14 protein-coding genes and 1 other RNA gene are annotated in these 16578 nt (G+C 60.7%); 13 read left to right on the top strand and 2 right to left on the bottom strand.

What is annotated here, in order from left to right; genetic code table 11:
• Positions 1-380: 380 nt before the first annotated feature.
• From AAAX36_RS01970 to gatB, 4 genes are all read left to right on the top strand, one after another.
• Positions 381-1298 carry a class C sortase gene (locus AAAX36_RS01970; RefSeq protein WP_349073815.1) on the top strand — a complete coding sequence of 306 codons (918 nt, stop codon included), beginning with the start codon at positions 381-383 and terminating at the stop codon, positions 1296-1298.
• A 305-nt stretch (positions 1299-1603) separates the two neighbouring features.
• Positions 1604-1915 (top strand): Asp-tRNA(Asn)/Glu-tRNA(Gln) amidotransferase subunit GatC, encoded by a 312-nt coding sequence (gene gatC / locus AAAX36_RS01965; RefSeq protein ID WP_055287082.1) that lies wholly within the window; start codon positions 1604-1606, stop codon positions 1913-1915.
• Positions 1915-3429, top strand: a complete 1515-nt coding sequence (gatA, locus tag AAAX36_RS01960) for an Asp-tRNA(Asn)/Glu-tRNA(Gln) amidotransferase subunit GatA (protein ID WP_349073814.1) — start codon at positions 1915-1917, stop codon at positions 3427-3429. The genes gatC and gatA overlap by 1 nt, the downstream gene beginning before the upstream one ends.
• A complete protein-coding gene (gatB, locus tag AAAX36_RS01955) occupies positions 3429-5105 on the top strand; it encodes an Asp-tRNA(Asn)/Glu-tRNA(Gln) amidotransferase subunit GatB (protein ID WP_349073813.1) in 1677 nt (558 codons plus the stop codon). The genes gatA and gatB overlap by 1 nt, the downstream gene beginning before the upstream one ends.
• A 223-nt stretch (positions 5106-5328) precedes the next feature.
• Here gatB and AAAX36_RS01950 read toward each other — a convergent pair whose 3' ends face one another.
• A complete protein-coding gene (locus tag AAAX36_RS01950) occupies positions 5329-6327 on the bottom strand; it encodes a helix-turn-helix transcriptional regulator (RefSeq protein ID WP_349073854.1) in 999 nt (332 codons plus the stop codon).
• A gap of 120 nt (positions 6328-6447) precedes the next feature.
• On the opposite strand from AAAX36_RS01950, the gene AAAX36_RS01945 reads away from it, so the two are divergent.
• From AAAX36_RS01945 to AAAX36_RS01920, 6 genes are all read left to right on the top strand, one after another.
• Positions 6448-8274, top strand: coding sequence for an ABC transporter ATP-binding protein (locus AAAX36_RS01945; RefSeq protein WP_349073812.1), 1827 nt, complete (start codon positions 6448-6450; stop codon positions 8272-8274).
• Positions 8275-10032 carry an ABC transporter ATP-binding protein gene (locus AAAX36_RS01940; protein ID WP_349073811.1) on the top strand — a complete coding sequence of 586 codons (1758 nt, stop codon included), beginning with the start codon at positions 8275-8277 and terminating at the stop codon, positions 10030-10032.
• 180 nt (positions 10033-10212) lie between these two features.
• Positions 10213-10458, top strand: a complete 246-nt coding sequence (locus tag AAAX36_RS01935) for a DUF6110 family protein (RefSeq protein ID WP_055250999.1) — start codon at positions 10213-10215, stop codon at positions 10456-10458.
• Positions 10459-10536: 78 nt separating this feature from the next.
• The gene (locus tag AAAX36_RS01930) at positions 10537-12552 is read left to right on the top strand and encodes a heavy metal translocating P-type ATPase (RefSeq protein WP_349073810.1); all 2016 of its coding nucleotides are present in this window, start codon (positions 10537-10539) and stop codon (positions 12550-12552) included.
• A 143-nt stretch (positions 12553-12695) separates the two neighbouring features.
• On the top strand, positions 12696-13049 hold the full coding sequence (locus tag AAAX36_RS01925; protein WP_349073809.1) for a hypothetical protein: 354 nt from the start codon (positions 12696-12698) through the stop codon (positions 13047-13049).
• On the top strand, positions 13046-13561 hold the full coding sequence (locus tag AAAX36_RS01920) for a PIN domain-containing protein (RefSeq protein WP_349073808.1): 516 nt from the start codon (positions 13046-13048) through the stop codon (positions 13559-13561). The genes AAAX36_RS01925 and AAAX36_RS01920 overlap by 4 nt, the downstream gene beginning before the upstream one ends.
• Before the next feature lie 58 nt (positions 13562-13619).
• Here AAAX36_RS01920 and AAAX36_RS01915 read toward each other — a convergent pair whose 3' ends face one another.
• Complete coding sequence (locus AAAX36_RS01915; RefSeq protein ID WP_329738591.1) at positions 13620-14054, bottom strand: hypothetical protein; 435 nt, start codon at positions 14052-14054, stop codon at positions 13620-13622.
• 239 nt (positions 14055-14293) lie between these two features.
• Here AAAX36_RS01915 and ssrA point away from each other — a divergent pair.
• From ssrA to rplM, 3 genes are all read left to right on the top strand, one after another.
• Positions 14294-14657, top strand: a transfer-messenger RNA (tmRNA) gene (gene ssrA / locus AAAX36_RS01910).
• Between the two features lie 439 nt (positions 14658-15096).
• Positions 15097-15975 (top strand): patatin family protein, encoded by an 879-nt coding sequence (locus AAAX36_RS01905; RefSeq protein ID WP_118080924.1) that lies wholly within the window; start codon positions 15097-15099, stop codon positions 15973-15975.
• Positions 15976-16132: 157 nt separating this feature from the next.
• Positions 16133-16576, top strand: a complete 444-nt coding sequence (gene rplM / locus AAAX36_RS01900) for a 50S ribosomal protein L13 (protein ID WP_022094635.1) — start codon at positions 16133-16135, stop codon at positions 16574-16576.
• Positions 16577-16578 lie beyond the last annotated feature (2 nt).

The following is a 16578-nucleotide window of genomic DNA, read 5'->3' as shown; positions in this document are numbered from 1 at the left end:
CATCGCGTTTCTTGACTCGTATGAAGTTCGGTTTAAGGTCCGTAGGCGCACGCGCGGTGCGGACGGTGGACGGCATTTGCGTCGAAAGCGCAAATAAGAATGCCCGGGGGTCGGATCCCGGGCATTTAACAAAAGCTGAAAACTAGGCCGCCCGCGCTCTCGTACACTTACGCGGGGTGCGTCGTTTTCTATTGACATTGTATCCCGAATCGCTCAGCCGATTCGGGACATTTTGAAAACTCAAATGCGGGCCCATACTCGCACTGCGCAATGCTGCTAGGCTGCGTTGTCCGGCGTGGAAGCTCGCTAATCGGCTATTATTTGTTTAGACAACTTGAGTTGTAGAGGAGTGACTGGCGATGGTGCAGGGCGCCAAACATATGAAGAGCAATAACGCCGCGGCCAACGGTGGCTCAAGCCCTCAGCCCAAACCTCAACCAAAGCCCAAGCGCCGCCGCAAGCGACTGCCGCGCTGGGCCGACCGGCTCATCACCATCGTCATCATCCTTATTGGCGTGGGCCTTATGACCTGGCCGTGGATCTTGGACCGGCTCGAAGCCTCGGGCGTGTTCAACCAGATTAGCACCGTGTCCAGTACCGTGGACGCGCTATCTGCCGAGGAGCGCGAGCGCATCCTGCTGCAGGCGCGCTCCTTTAACGAGCAGCTGGCGGGCGAGGCCACCGAGCTTCCCACCGACCAGATCGAGCCCTACGCTCAGCAGCTCATCTTTGACCGCGACCCCATGATGAGCTGGGTCGAGATCCCCTCCATCGAGGTGAGCATGCCCATTTACCACGGCACGAGCGAGGAGGTCCTTATGGCGGGCGTCGGCCACCTGGAGGGCACGAGCCTGCCGGTGGGCGGCACCTCGACGCATTGCGTGCTCACCGCGCACTCGGGTATGCGCAACCTGAGCATGTTCGACGACATCCACTCGCTGGAGCCCGGCGACCTGGTGCTGCTGCACACCATGAATAAGACGCTCGCCTACAAGATGGTGGACTCCGAGGTGGTGCTGCCCGAGGAGATGGAGTCGCTGACCATCGAGCCCGGCGCCGACAAAGTGACGCTCGTCACCTGCACGCCCTACGGCGTGAACGACCATCGTCTGCTGGTGCATTGCGCGCGCACCAAGTACAGCAAGAAGGACGTCGACAAGCAAAAGTCGCTGACCGGCCGCCACTGGGGCAAGCGCGAGTTTGCCGTGCTTATCGTGGTCGTGGCCATTGTGCTGTTGATGCTGGACATCGTGATCCACGCGGTCCGTAAGCGCCGCAAGGCCAAGGCCTCGGCATAAGACATCGTCCAGAACCACCACAATGGGGACAGGCATCTTTGTGGTGGTCGGGGGCTTCCAAACCATCACAACATTCGATGAAAATCGCGATTTCGACGAAAAACATCGAATGTTGTGATGCTTTTCGTTGCGGGTGAGACGGTTTTCGCTATGGACGGTGCGGTTTCGCTGCAGAACCGCCAGCCCGCCGCTTACCAACCGCCGCCCTCGTTACGTTTTCGCTGCATTTGGGTAAAGCGCCTGCTCCAAGCCGGCGTTGCCTTGTATACTAGAGCGGTTTAACTGTTATGCGGAAGGGAGCGCCTATGGCACTCAGCGAGAAAGACGTGCGCGGCATCGCCGAGTACGCAAAGATCGCACTGACCGATGACGAGCTCACCCAGATGACGTCCTACCTGAACGACGCCGTCCAGATGCTCGAGCCCGTCTTGCAATATGACTTGCCCGACGTGGAGCCCACGTTCCATCCCATCGGAAGCCTGTCCAACGTGATGGGTGATGACCTGCGCGAGCCCGAGCGCGACCTGCCGCTCGACGTCGCGCTCGAAAACGCCGGCAGCGCGCGCGACCGCTACTTCCGCGTGCCGTCCATTTTGGGAGAGGGGGAGAGCGAGTAATGGCGCAGAGCTTCGATTCCCTTACCGCCGCCCAGATCGCCGCGGGCGTTGCCGCCGGCGACTTTACCGCTACCGAGGTGGCCCAGGCCTCCCTTGCCGCCATCGAGGCGCGCGAGGGCGGGGTCCAGGCATTCCTGCAGGTGGCGCCCGAGCTCGCGCTCGAGGCCGCTGCGCGCGTGGATGCCGACCGTGCCGCAGGCAAGCCGCTGCCCCCGCTCGCGGGCGTGCCGCTGGCCATCAAGGACAACATGAACCTCGTGGGCACGCGCACCACCTGTGCTTCCCGCATGCTCGAGGACTACCAGAGCGTCTACACCGCCACCTGCGTCCAGCGCATGCTCGATGCCGGCTGCCTGCCCATGGGCAAGGCTAACATGGACGAGTTTGCCTTTGGCAGCTCCACCGAGAGCTCAGCGTTCCACCGCACCAACAATCCCTGGGATACCGAGCGCGTGCCCGGCGGCTCCTCGGGCGGTTCCGCTGCCGCCGTCGCCGCGGGCGAGGTCGCGCTCTCGCTGGGCTCGGACACCGGCGGCTCCATCCGCCAGCCGGCGTCGCTGTGCGGCGTGGTGGGCTTTAAGCCCACGTACGGTGCCGTGAGCCGTTACGGCGTGGTTGCCTTTGGCTCGTCGCTCGACCAGGTTGGCCCCTTCGGCCGCACGGTCGAGGATGTCGCGCTGGCCATGAACGCGCTCACCGGTGCGGGCCACGATCCATACGACTGCACCAGCCAGGATTGCGCCGTCGACTATACTGAGCATCTCAACGACAGCATCGAGGGCAAGCGCGTGGGCATTATCCCTGCGTTTATGGAGGCCGAGGGCCTGACGCCCGAGGTCAAGACTGCTGTCCAGCGCGCCGCCCAGGAGCTGCAGAACCAGGGTGCCGAGCTGGTCGAGGTCGACCTGCCGCACCTAGACGCCGCTATCGCCGCCTACTACGTCATCGGTCCGGCCGAGGCGTTCTCCAACCTGGCGCGCTTCGACGGCATTCGCTACGGCTACCAGGAGGAGGGCTGCGCCAACCTGTCCGACCAGAGCTCGCTGTCGCGCGCCCACGGCTTTGGCGCCGAGGCCAAGCGTCGTCAGATGCTCGGCGCCTACCTGCTGAGCTCGGGTGTGTACGACAAGTACTACTACGCTGCGCAAAAGGCCCGCACGCTCATCACGCAGGACTACGACGCCGCGTATGCCAAGGTGGACACCATCCTCATGCCCGCCTCGCCGCGCACGGCCTTTAAGTTTGGCGAGATCAGCGACCCCACGCAGATGTACCTCTCCGACCTGTACACCATCTCGCTCAACATTTGCGGCAACGGTGGTATCTCGGTGCCGCTGGGCCTGGGCGAGGATACTCAGTTGCCCGTTTCTGCCCAGCTGGTGGGTCCGGCCTTTAAGGACCGTCAGCTGCTCACGTTTGCCCGCGCCCTGGAGCGCGGCTTTGCCGATGCCGCCACGGGTGCGCCCGCGCTTTCCGTCGCGCCCGATTTTGCCGGGAAGGGAGGCGAGCTGTAATGAAGGAGCTTTCCGAGGTCCTGCAGGATTGGGAGGCCGTGATCGGCCTGGAGATCCATACCGAGCTCACCGCACTCGATACCAAGATGTTCTGCAACTGCAAGCTCAGCCACGATGACGAGCCCAACGCCAACGTGTGCCCGGTGTGCCTGGGCCTGCCCGGCGCCCTGCCGGTGCCCAACAAGAAGGCAATCGAGAGCATCGTCAAGGCCGGTCTCGCCACCAACTGCGAGATCCAGCGCCACTCGATGTTCTACCGCAAGCACTACTTCTATCCCGACATGGCCAAGAACTTCCAGACCACGCAGGGTCCGGTCGCTTTTGCCATGTACGGTCACCTGGACCTGGACGTGACCGGTCGCGGTGCCGCCGAGCGCCCCGACTGCGCGTTTGGCGAGGCTGAGGCCCAGAGCCTGGCGAGCGCCTCGGCCAACGCCGAGGGCCTGTCCACGTCCATGACGTCGACCATGCGCGAGGGCAACCAGCGCGCCGGCCACCTGGCCAGCTACGACGCGTCCAACCTGCAGATGCCCGAGCGTCGCGAGGATGGTTCCTACACGGTGCCCATCCGCATCCTGCGCATCCACATGGAGGAGGACGCTGCCAAGATGGTGCACGTGGGCGGTGCCGAGGGTCGCATTACCGCCGCGGCCGAGTCGCTCGTCGACTACAACCGCTGCGGCACGCCTTTGATTGAGCTCGTGACTGAGCCCGACTTGCGGACGCCCGAGGAAGCGCGCCTGTTTATGGAGAAGCTCCGTCGCATCTTTGTGACGCTGGGCATTTCGGACTGCTCCATGGAGAAGGGTTCCATGCGCTGCGACGGCAACGTGTCGCTCCGTCGCCGCGGCGAGACCAAGCTGGGCACCAAGACCGAGCTCAAGAACCTCAACTCGTTTAAGAGCCTGCATGACGGCCTTGCCTACGAGATCTGCCGCCAGGCCGAGGTGCTCGAGGAGGGCGGCATTATCTACCAGGAGACCCGCCACTGGGAGCCCAGCCGCAAGCGCACCGTGGTCATGCGTGTCAAGGAGACGGCCGACGACTATCGTCTGTTCCCCGACCCCGATTTGGCGCCGTTTGATCTGGATGATGAGTTTATCGACCGCTGCCGTGGCGAAATTCCCGAGCTGCCCGATGCCAAGCGCGCTCGATTTGAGGCCGACTTTGGTATTAAGGCGGCTGACGCCGAGCAGATTGCTGGCGACCCGGAGTTTGCCGAGTTCTTTGAGGCCGCCGCTGCCGGTATGGCTGGCAAGGAGGCCCAGACGGTCGCAAACTTGCTGGTGAACGAGATGATCGCCTACCTTAAGGGCGCGGGCGTGTCGCTGACAGAGTCCGGTATTGCACCGGCTCAGGTGGCAGCTCTTGCCAAGTTGCTGGCGACCGATGCCATTAGCTCCAATCAGGCACACGAGGTCTTTGAGGCCATGGCCCAGACCGGTGACGATCCCAACAAGATCGTCGACGAGCGCGGCATGCGCCAGGTGAGCGATGCCGGCGCGCTGCAGCCGATTGTGGACGAGGTGCTGGCTAACTGTGCCGATCAGGCGCAGCAGTATCGTGACGGCAACCAAAAGGTCATCGGCTTTTTGGTGGGCCAGTGCATGAAGGCGAGCCGCGGCAAGGGCAATCCGAAGCTCTTCAACGAGTTGCTGAGAACGTCGCTCTCGTAAGCGGGAACCCGGGAGCCCCGGCAGGGCGGGTGCTTGCTCAAAATTTCGAACAGTCCTGCGCAAGACGAAGGCCACATTAAGTGGCCTTCTTTGCGTGCGGAACTCATTTTGAGCAAGCACCCGCCCTGCCGGGGCTCCCGGGTTCTGCAACGACTCGGCCGTTCGGGTCAGGTAGGGCTGAATGGAATAGAGTGAATGAGGGCGCCGATGGCGCCCTCATTCTTTATATATGCTGGGAACGCCAAGCGGTGGGGGTGGTGCCGGTGTGTTGCTTGAAGGCTTGGGCGAAGGCGGCCTGCTGAGGGTAGCCTAGACGCTCTGCCACCTGCGCTATCGTGAGCGCGCTATCGGCCAAAAGGTCCTGTGCTCGCTCCATACGACGTCTGCGAATGTAGGCGCCCAGGGACTCGCCAGTTTGGGCCTTAAAGGTGGCGCATAGTTTGGAGCGGCTTGTGTAGAGCCTCTCGGCCACCTCGTTGATACCCACACGTCTGCCTGTGTCGAGCGCGCGCTCAATCATTGCCGTTGCTTCTTCGGCAATGGTTATGCTGACGCGTGTGTCTGTCGCCTGCCGCGCCTGCTTGTGGGCCGCGCGCGAACAGGCGAGCTCCGCGACCATGGTCTCCACGATGCCTTGCATATAGACGTGTCCGCCTACGGTGCGGGCGCGGTCCTCGTTAATCCGGCGCAGCGTGCAGCAGATGGCAGACGCCGCTTCCTCGTGCCATGGCTCGGCAAACGCCTCAAAGATTCCCGCGAACTCGGTGGGATAGCGGTGTTCCAGTTCGTCAAAATATCCAGGCAAAAAGAGCACCGAGCGCGAGTGATAAAGCTCCCCCGCAAACAGCGGGCTTAATTCCTCGCCACAGCTATCTTGGATAAAGCTGCAAACGGTATTGTTTGGCCACGGTCCATGCAATGGTTTAAGGTTCGCGGGCGTTATGCCGGCCTCGGGCATGCATGTAAGTGTGGGCGCGCTGACCTCGCTCACACAGGCGTATGGCTCGGGTGTGTATTCGGCCAGGTACATATCGTGCGTCGGGGTGATGAAATGCTCCATGACGATGCAGGCAGGGGAGAGAGGCATGATCCATGCGCGGCCGTGCGCCCGGTCGTTTGCCACCTCGCCGGTAAAGACGGCGCCCTTGCCGGTAAGCTCCAGGCCAAACTGCTCAAATTGCGGTGCGTAGAGCTCGGTTATGTTGGTCGCGGCCCGATGCATTTTCAAAAGCGTCCCTTTCCTTTGCAGAAACGTCCACGCCTGGCTCGATTGTGTGCCTTGGCTAACATATCAATGATAAGTTGAATACGGTTAACTCTCAAGCCGTTAGAAAGGAATCTCATGGCAAAGGGATCAAAAAGGGAAGGTGGCGGTATCGGCGAGCTGCTTGCATATGCCGGTGACCGCAAATTCTTAACGTATTTGGGCATGGCGCTCTCGGCGCTCTCGCAGCTGCTGAGCTTTGGCCCGTACGTGTGCATTTGGCTTGTCGCGCGCGATCTGATCGCCGTGGCACCTAACTGGAGCGAAGCCTGCGACATCGCGACGTATGGCTGGTGGGCCGTGGGGTTTGCGCTGGCAAGCATCGTAGCTTATTTTGTGGGGCTCATGTGCACGCATCTGTCCGCGTTTCGCTGCGCGTCCAATATCCGCAAGACTACGAGCGAGCACCTGCTTAAGCTGCCGCTCGGCTACTTTGACACGCACGCCACCGGTGAGCTGCGCCGTATTGTAGACGGATGCGCCGCCTCCACCGAGACCCTGCTCGCGCACATGCTGCCCGATATCGCCGGCGCCGCCGCCATGGTCGTGGGCTTGCTCGTGCTGCTTTTCGCCCTCGATTGGCGCTTGGGCGCGGCATGCCTTATCTCGGTCGTCGTTTCGTTTGGCGCCATGGCCACCATGATGAGCGGCGAAGGCGCCGAGTTCATGAAGGCCTACATGGGAGCGCTGGTCAAGATGAACAAGACCGGCACCGAATACGTACGCGGCATCCCCGTGGTCAAGGTGTTTCAGCAGACGGTCTACTCCTTTAAGGCCTTCCACGATGCAATCGCCGAATACGCCGACATGGCGCAAAACTATGCGGGCACGTTCTGCCGAGGTCCGCAGGTACTCAACCTTACCGCGCTCAATGGTCTTGTGGCATTCCTGTTGCCCGTGGCGTTGCTGTTGGCGCCAGGCGAGACGGACTTCGCGCATTTTATGACCAACTTCACGTTTTACGCGATATTTTCGGCCGTGGTACCGACGGCCATGACCAAGCTCATGTTTGTGGGCGAGGCCTCTCAGATGAGTGCCGATTCGTTGGCTCGTATTCGAAGCGTCATGGATTCCAAGCAGCTTTCCGTGCCCGCACAACCCAAGCACCCTGCCGGCGGCGACGTGCGATTTGAGGACGTGAGCTTTACGTACGAAGGTGCCGAAGCACCTGCCGTTAGCCATGTAAGTTTCAGCGTTTCCGCTGGTAGCACCCTCGCCCTGGTGGGTCCCTCTGGTGGCGGTAAGTCAACCTGCGCAAGCCTGATCCCGCGTTTTTGGGATGTTTCCTCGGGTCGAGTGCTCGTAGGCGGTGTGGACGTTCGCGATATGGATTCGCACGAGCTTATGGACCAGGTCGCCTTCGTGTTCCAGACCAACCAGCTGTTCCGGCAAACACTTGCCGATAACGTGCGCGCCTCCAAGCCTACGGCCACTGACGACGAAGTGCGTGCGGCCCTCTCCGCAGCTCAGTGCGACGACATTGTGGCCAAGCTCCCACAGGGCATCAATACCATGCTCGGTGCCGGCGGAGCATATCTTTCGGGCGGCGAGGTCCAGCGCGTGGCACTCGCCCGCGCGATCCTTAAAGACGCGCCTATCGTGGTGCTCGATGAGGCCACGGCGTTTGCCGATCCCGAGAACGAGACGCTCATCCAGCGCGCCTTTAGCAAGCTGGCGGCTGGTCGCACAGTCATTATGATTGCGCACCGACTCTCGACTGTAGTGGGCGCAGACCAAATCGTGGTGCTCAACCAGGGCAGCGTGCAGGAGTCGGGTACCCATGCCGAGTTGCTGTCCCAAGAGGGTCTGTATGCCAAGATGTGGGCCGAATACGAACAGGCCGCGAGTTGGAAGATTACTGCTACGACCGCGGATACCGCCGTCGCGAAGGGAGGCGAGGCCTAAATGTTCGCCTCATTCCAAAAGAAGTATTTCCTATCCGATAAAGGCGTCGCCGGCGTAAAACGCGGCATTTTCTGGACCACGCTCACCAATCTCATTACCATGGCCGGCATGGGCTTTCTATTCCTGGTTATGGCCAGCTTTGTCGAGCATCTCGCCAGCGGGGCTGACCTGCCGGATGCCCTGCCGATCGTGGGCGGCCTCCTGGTCTTTTTCGTGATGCTCTTTGCCTCTAACTGGCAGCAGTATTACTACACCTACTGCATCTTTTACGAGGAGTGCGGCAAGCAGCGTATGGAGATCGCCGAGCGCTTGCGCAAACTGCCGCTGTCGTTTTTTGGTCGTCGTGATCTGGCCGATTTAACCGAGACCATCATGGGCGACGTCCAGGCTATGGAGCACGCCTACAGCCACGTGCTGGGAGAGCTTTGGGGCGCCATCATCGCAAGCGCCATTGTGTTCGTGGCGTCGTTGTTCTTTTGCTGGCAGCTGGCGATCGCGGCGTTTTGGAGCGTTCCCGTGGCCTTTGCCGTGCTGTATCTAACACGCGGCCCCATGACCCCGGTGTTCGATCGCGTGCGTGCCGAGAAGGTCAAGGTTACCGAGGCAATTCAAGAGACGCTCGACTGCGTTCGCGAGATCCGTGCCACCAACCAGGAGGCCCATTATCTTGAGGGACTCAACGCTGTGATCGATGCCGAGGAGCGCGAGACCACCAAGGGCGAGCTCGCTAACGGGCTTTTGGTCAACTCTGCCTTTGTCATCCTGCGTCTGGGCATTGCCACCACGCTGGTTACGGGCGCCGCGGTGGTCGCCTCCGGGCAGGTCGACTTTTTGGTGATGTTTGCCTTCCTGCTTATGGTGAGCCGTATCTATGCGCCCTTTGACCAGGCGTTAATGTTAATGTCCGAGCTGTTTGCCGCCGAGTCGTCTGCCAAGCGCATGCGTTCCATCATGGAAGAGCCTGTGGCGTGGGGCAGCGAGAAATTTGAGCCCGTGGGCCACGATGTGGTGTTCGATCACGTGGCATTTGGCTATGGTGCGGGCGAGGACGGACGCGCCGGCGAGAAAGTTCTTACCGATGTGAGCTTTACCGCCAAGGAAGGCGAGGTCACGGCACTGGTCGGTCCTTCGGGTTCCGGTAAGTCTACGGTGTGCCGCCTGGCCGCGCGCTTTTGGGATGCCACCGAAGGCACGGTCACCGTGGGTGGCGTGGATGTTGCGAGCGTGGATCCCGAGGTGCTGCTGCGTGATTACGCCATTGTGTTCCAAGACGTGCTGCTCTTTGACGACACGGTGATGGGAAATATCCGCCTCGGGCGTCGTGATGCCACCGATGAGGAAGTGCTTGCGGCCGCGCGTGCCGCCAACTGCGACGAGTTCGTGAACCGCATGCCGCAGGGCTACGACACCATGATTGGCGAGAACGGCTCCAAGCTGTCCGGCGGCGAGCGCCAGCGCATCTCTATCGCCCGTGCGCTGCTCAAAGATGCGCCTATCGTGCTGTTGGACGAGGCGACGGCGAGCTTGGATGTGGAGAACGAGACCGTGGTGCAACAGGCGCTCTCCCGTCTGCTTGCAGGCAAGACGGTTATCGTTATTGCCCACCGTATGCGTACGGTGGAAAATGCCGACAAAATCGTTGTGCTCAAGGATGGTGTGGTTGCCGAGCAGGGCACTCCGGCACAGCTCAAGGCGGCAGGTGGAGAATTCGCCCGCATGGTTGCGCTGCAAAAGGAAGCGGCTGCCTGGCGGCTATAGGAATGTGACAAAGGGACAATCCCTTTGTCACATTGAGTTCATCCCCATAGTTTCCAAAAAGTTAGCCATTGTTGACCAAATAGTTATACTAAACTATTTTCAAAAGCGTGCTCGAGCAAACTAATGAACTCGGGTGCTAAGGCACCATGCCGCGCTTGTGCGGCAAAAGGGAGAAGCAACATGAAGAAGTCGACGTTTAACACCCTGCTTGTTGGTGGCGGTTTTCTGCTTGGTACGGCCGGCATCAAGCTGCTTACCAGCGCTCCGGTAAAGAATGCCTGCGTGCAGGGTATCGCGTGCGGCATGCGCATCAAGAACGGCTACCAGGACATGGTCGAGCAGGCCAAGGCTAATGTCGACGACATGGTTGCCGAGGCTGCTTACATCACCCAGAGCGAGGCCGCTGCTGACGAGGCAGCCGAGTAACGCTCCCAGGCACAAACTATGAGATTCTCGATTATTAGCGAGATCCCTGGCAGGACCCGTCTTCAATTGGCGGGTCCTGTGCCAGAGAGCGATCTCGACGCACTTCTTAAGCTCAGCGGCGATATCGACGGCGTGCACAAGGTGCGCGTTTATGGCCGTATTGGCCAGATGGCGCTGGAGTACGACGAGCCGCGCCGTACGAGCGTGCTCGACGCCCTGGGCGCACTCGATGCTCAAGCTATCGCCGATGCCAAGTCGGGCTATGTGATGCAACTCGAGCCGCGCAAGCACAAACTCGTTATGGACCTGGCGACACTCGTCGGCGCCCATTACGCACGTCGCTGGTTCTTGCCGACGCCTCTGCGTGCGGTGTTTGTCGTGGCCGGTTACATGGCATTTTTGCGCGCTGCCCTTCATGAGCTGGCACAGCCGCGCCTGACCGTTCCTGTGCTCGACGCTTCGGCCATCGGCATTTCGTTCGTCAAGCGTGATGTCGACACTGCGGGCCAGACGATGTTCCTGCTCAACGTGGGCGAGCTGCTCGAGGACTACACCCGCGCCATGAGCGAAAACGAGCTCATCAACTCGCTGCTCGATGTGCCCGACAAGGCGCAAAAGGTCGTCGGCGACACTGAGGTGAGCGTTGCTGCGACCGAGCTCGAGCCCGGCGATCTGGTCGCCGTACGCACCGGCATGTCCATCTGCATTGACGGTGTGGTCGAACAGGGGAGCGCCATGGTCAACCAGGCGACCCTGACCGGCGAGCCGCTTGCCGTCGAGCGCAGCGCAGGGGACGATGTATTCGCCGGCACCGTCGTGGAAGACGGCAGCATCTTGGTGCGCGTGCGCGCCAACACGGCGCAGACCAAGCTTCGCTCGATCGTCTCGCTCGTGCAGACGGCCGACTCGCTCAAGTCCGAGGGCCAGTCGCATATGGAGGACCTTGCCAACAAGATCGTCCCGTGGAACTTCCTGCTCGCGGGCCTGGTTGCGCTTACCACCCGCAGCCTCATTAAGACCTCGGCGGCGCTGATGGTTGACTACTCGTGCGCACTCAAACTCACGGGTTCCGTTGCCGTCATGACCGCCATGAGCGACGCCGCCAAGATGGGCGTCATGGTCAAGGGCGCCAAGTACTTTGAGTCGTTTGCCAAGGCCGACACCATTGTGTTTGATAAGACTGGCACGCTCACCGAGGCCCAGCCGCGTCTTGCCTGCGTACTCACCACCGATGGTTGGAGCGAGGACGAGATCCTGCGCCTTTCCGCCTGCTTGGAGGAGCATTTTCCGCATCCGGTGGCGCGCGCCGTGGTCAATGCGGCGCGCGAGCGCGGGCTCGAGCACCGCGAGCGCCATGCCGCCGTCGAGTACATCGTGGCGCACGGCATCGCTTCGTCCATTGAAGGGCGTCGCGCCATCATCGGTTCCGCGCACTTTGTATTTGAGGATGAGAGCGCGCAGCTCGAGTCCGACATTAAGGAGCAAATCGAGTCCCAGATGCAGGGCCTGTCGCCTCTGTACCTGGCGGTCGACGGCAAGGTCGTCGGCGTGCTCGGTATCGAGGACCCGCTCAAGTCCGGGGTCCGCGAGGCCATCGCCGACCTGCACGCGTTGGGCGTTAAGCACGTGGTCATGCTCACGGGCGACTCGGAACGCACGGCCGAGCGCATTGCTCGCGAGGCAGGTGTCGACGAGTTTAAGGCCGAGCTGCTGCCCGAGGACAAGTACGCTTATGTGGAGCGCATTAAGAGCGAGGGGCGCCACGTTGCCATGGTGGGCGACGGCGTCAACGATTCGCCGGCGCTCGGTTTGGCCGACGTGGGGCTGGCAATGGGCGGCGGAAGCGACATCGCCAAGGAGGTCGCCGATATCATCCTGACCGATACGGATCTCGCCGCGATCGTGCGCCTGCGCCGCATGAGTCAGGGGCTTATCGACCGTCTGACGAGTTCGTATTCCAAGGTGATGCTCACCAACTCGGCGCTGTTGGCATTGGGTATTACCGGCATGATTACTCCGCAGGCGTCGTCGCTGCTGCACAACGGCTCAACGATCGCCTACAGCCTGGGCAACGCAAAGGCTTACCTGCGCTAGCGGACGTGTTCGCCCACGTTATCTGGCCTGCGCCCAGACGGCATCGGTGTCGTCCGGACGCAGGCCTTTTGCATTTGACCATTTGCTAGCTTCTCTATATAGTGTTGCTAGCGGTGCTAGCATTTGAAGGGAGCGGGATCGACGTGGGTGCTGTTGACGGCATGGCGCAGGTGAACGTTCGCGTGGATCGCCAGGTCAAGAACCGTGCCGAGGAAGCGCTGCGGCTTTCGGGCGGGTCACTGCCCGAGCTCATCAAAAAGGTGGTGGCCAAGGTCGCGCAGGGTGGCGGGCAGTGCGAGGAAGTGCTTGCGGCCGTCGACGACCGGCAGCAGACCGTCGCGCCCGATACTCCGTTCGCCGCATCATGGGCGGCGGTGGATCAGCTTTACGCGGACCTGGGCATCGCTACGTCGCCCGTATCCGACAATCGCGGTTGGGAAACAATCTATTCCGAAGCCATGGATGAGCATTATCGCCAAAAGGGGATGATCCAGTGAGTGGGGCGCCTCTCAAGATCATGGTGGACGCCAACGTATGGGTTGATTCGTTTTGCGTCGACCATGCCGAATCGCTTGCCGCGCGTGCGTTTATTGGGCAGGCGACGGAGACGGGGTCGTTACTGTTCTTTCCGGTGCATATCGCTAAGGACGTACTGCACGTTGTCCAACACGAGCTGAAGCGTAGCGTTCTTGCCAGCGGGGGAGCACTCGACGAGGCTTCTGCCCGCGCAATTGGCGATGCGGCACTGGCGTTTGTTCGGAATATGACCGAAAACGCCACCGCCGTGGGCGCAGACGCATCCGATCTGTGGCTAGCCGACAAATACTTAGCGCTCCATCGCGATTACGAGGACAACTTGGTACTCGCCGCATGCAAACGCGCCCAGGTTGATTACTTGGTAACTAACGATCGCAAACTGCTCGAACATGCCGATCTTGCAGCAAAGACACCTCGTCAAATGATGCCGATTCTTACTTTGGCCGAACGCGGCGGCGCGGCTATCAGTTGACGCGAACTGTTTGCAGGCCTCTTGGACGACGATGCGCCAAGGGACCCGCATCTGCTATTTACAAAAGCTCGGCCTTAATGGCGGGACTTTCTGCGAGCTGCTCGGCTGCCTTTTCGTCGGAGCTATCGAGTGCTGCCAGACTGCGGTAGACCCACTCGTTGACCTGGGTGTTCTTGACGCCTGCGGTCTGCATAAGGGCGCCTACCTCGCGGATTGCTGTGAGCAGATCGGCTTTGGGACCCGCGAGCTCGACCTCGATGCCGTGGTAGGCGGACACGCCGCGGTTCTCACTCACGTGGTCGATAAAGCCCTCGACGGTCTCAAGCTGCTGGGCGAGAGCTGCATCATCGTCAGCGTCCAGCGCGACGAGTGCGTTCGATACCGTGAGGGCGGGATGTCCGCAGGGGACAAAGCCCTCGATGACATCCATAGCTTCGGTAATGGTTGAGCCCAGGCCCACGAGGGCATTGACGAGTTGCTGCTTGGTATCCATAACGGTCCTTTCGACGGGTCAATTTTGCTTGGCGAAAATATACGTGACGCGTTCGGTGGCAAAAGTGCGAAGTATGGTGCACATTAGGGTCTTCACAGCTCGTGCATAGAGCAGCTGTCTGCCTTTAGAACGTGGTAAGATAGCTATCCACGAGCGGGGTTCACCCCGCGTGTTCCTTGAAAAGTCGACGGTTATCGGGTGTTTGCAGGTCCGATACCATCCAGACTTTCCCAACATTCGGGGGCGACTGGTTTCGACACGATAGCTCTGAGAGAGGAAGCAAGCCGAGGTCTCCTCGCCTCGTTAAACAGGGGTACCGTCAAATTGAATTGACAACAACTCTTCTTTTGAGCCTATGGCTCTCGCTGCTTAGTTTATAGCGGCGCGTCAACCCGGTGATTTCCCCGACGCCGGCGCGACGTCATTTTAGGGGAATGCTCCTGCGCACGTAATCGGTATGGCGCAGGCTAAGACCGAACCGGTTAGGACGCCGCGAGCGTGTCGCTGCGCGCAAAGCGTCCGAGACAAAACCAGCGACTGAGCTTGGAGATGCCAATCAGGGGGCTTTCGTGGACCGGAGTTCGATTCTCCGCGCCTCCACCAATAGTTACAAGCAGGTAGGTAAACGCACCTACCTGCTTTTTTATTACTTACAGATACCGCGGAGAATCGAACTCTATGCAGGGCGCGAGCGTTAAGCAAACGCGAAGCGTTTGTAGCGAGCGGGCGAGGACGCCGACAGGCGGCCGAAGCCGGTGCGGATTTGCGAAGCAAATACGCGGATTCTCCGCGCAAAGCCTCGATTCAAAACGGATGCGATGTTTATTGAATTTCAGCTGGCCAAACCCCGCATCAACGGATCCCCCGTACCGCGGAGAATCGAACTCTGCGCAGGGCGCGAGCGTAAAGAAAACGCCGCAGCAACGCAGGGTGGGATGCGCTTTCCCGCCGACCGCCCCTTCTTCCTCATCTCCAAAACCCGTGCGCTCTCCTCCGTAAAACTGGGTAGAAGAAGGCCAAAACGAAACAGCAGGAGGTCAACATGACTGCAGAAGATAAGGCAAAGAACGCCGGCAAGGTCGCGCTCGTTTTGGAGGGCGGTAGTTTTCGCGGGCAGTTTACCGCAGGCGTGCTCGACGTCCTCATGGAGGCCGGCGTCGAGATTCCGGCGGTATATGGCGTATCGGCCGGCGCCCTCAACGGCGTGAACTACAAGTCGCACCAGATCGGCCGTGCCAACCGCATCAACCTGGCTTTCTGCAACGACAACCGCTTCATGGGTGCCGCATCGTTTGCGTCCACGGGTTCTATTGTGGGCTACGACTTTATCTTCAATGATGTCCAGGACCGCCTGGATCCCTTTGACAACGTGACGTTTGATGCGAGCCCCATCGAGATGTACGCCGTCGCGACGGACATGCTCTTTGGAACTGCCGCGTACCTGCCGGTCAAAAGCGCCGTGCTCGACCTCGATGCCGTGCGCGCCTCGACGTCGCTGCCGCTGGTGACGCCGCCGGTCGAGATTGACGGGCACAAATACGTCGACGGTGGCGTAGCCGATTCGGTTCCCATCGAGCACGTGCTGGAGGAGGCGGGCTTCGATCGCGCGGTTGTCATTGTCACGCAGGACCGCTCGTACGAGAAAAAGCCCTACGAGTTTATGCCCGCCGCGCGCGCCCGCTATGCCGACTACCCCTACCTGCTCGAGGCTATCGAGACGCGCCACGACCGCTATAACATCCAGCGCATGCATCTGTGGAAGTATGAACGCGAGGGCCGCGCACTGGTCGTTGCTCCGCAAAAGCCGGTCGAGGTCGGCCACGTTGAGCACGATCCAGCAAAGCTCCTCGACCTGTATATTCAGGGCCGCCAGGAGGCAAAGCGCTTGCTGGGAGATATCGAGGCATTTGTCGAGCGCTAGTGTCGCGACGTCATGACCCATGGACGACATGTGCAGAAAGTCTGGTCAGAACCAAAATACCTGTTGACTCGGGCGGCGAGCGGGGTAATATGGACGGGTTACTTGCAGAGCCCCGTGAATCTCTGTAACAACACGTACTGTACATGGAGGAGTCTAAGTGATTTCGAAATCGACTCACTACGCCAAGCAGGGCGAGGTCCAGCGCAACTGGGTTCTCGTCGACGCCGATGGTGCTGTCCTGGGCCGTCTTGCCACCCAGATCGCAATGATTCTGCGCGGTAAGAACAAGCCCCAGTTCACGCCCAACAGCGACTGCGGCGACTTCGTTGTCGTCATCAACGCCGATAAGGTCCAGCTTACCGGTAACAAGGCCGACACGAAGACCTATTATCGCCACAGCGGCTACAACGGCGGTCTCAAGGCTGAGAGCTTCCGCCAGGCTATGGAGAAGCACCCGGAGAAGGTCATCGAGCGCGCCGTTCGCGGCATGCTGCCCAAGACCACCCTCGGCCGTGCCCAGATGACCAAGCTTAAGGTCTACGCTGGTGCCGAGCATCCGCACGCTGCCCAGAACCCCACGAAGATTGAGCTGGAGGCTTAAAG

The organism is Collinsella sp. CLA-ER-H10, from assembly GCF_040092475.1.
In the GTDB taxonomy this organism is placed as follows: Bacteria; Actinomycetota; Coriobacteriia; order Coriobacteriales; family Coriobacteriaceae; genus Collinsella.
This window is presented reverse-complemented; position numbering and strand designations above follow the sequence as displayed.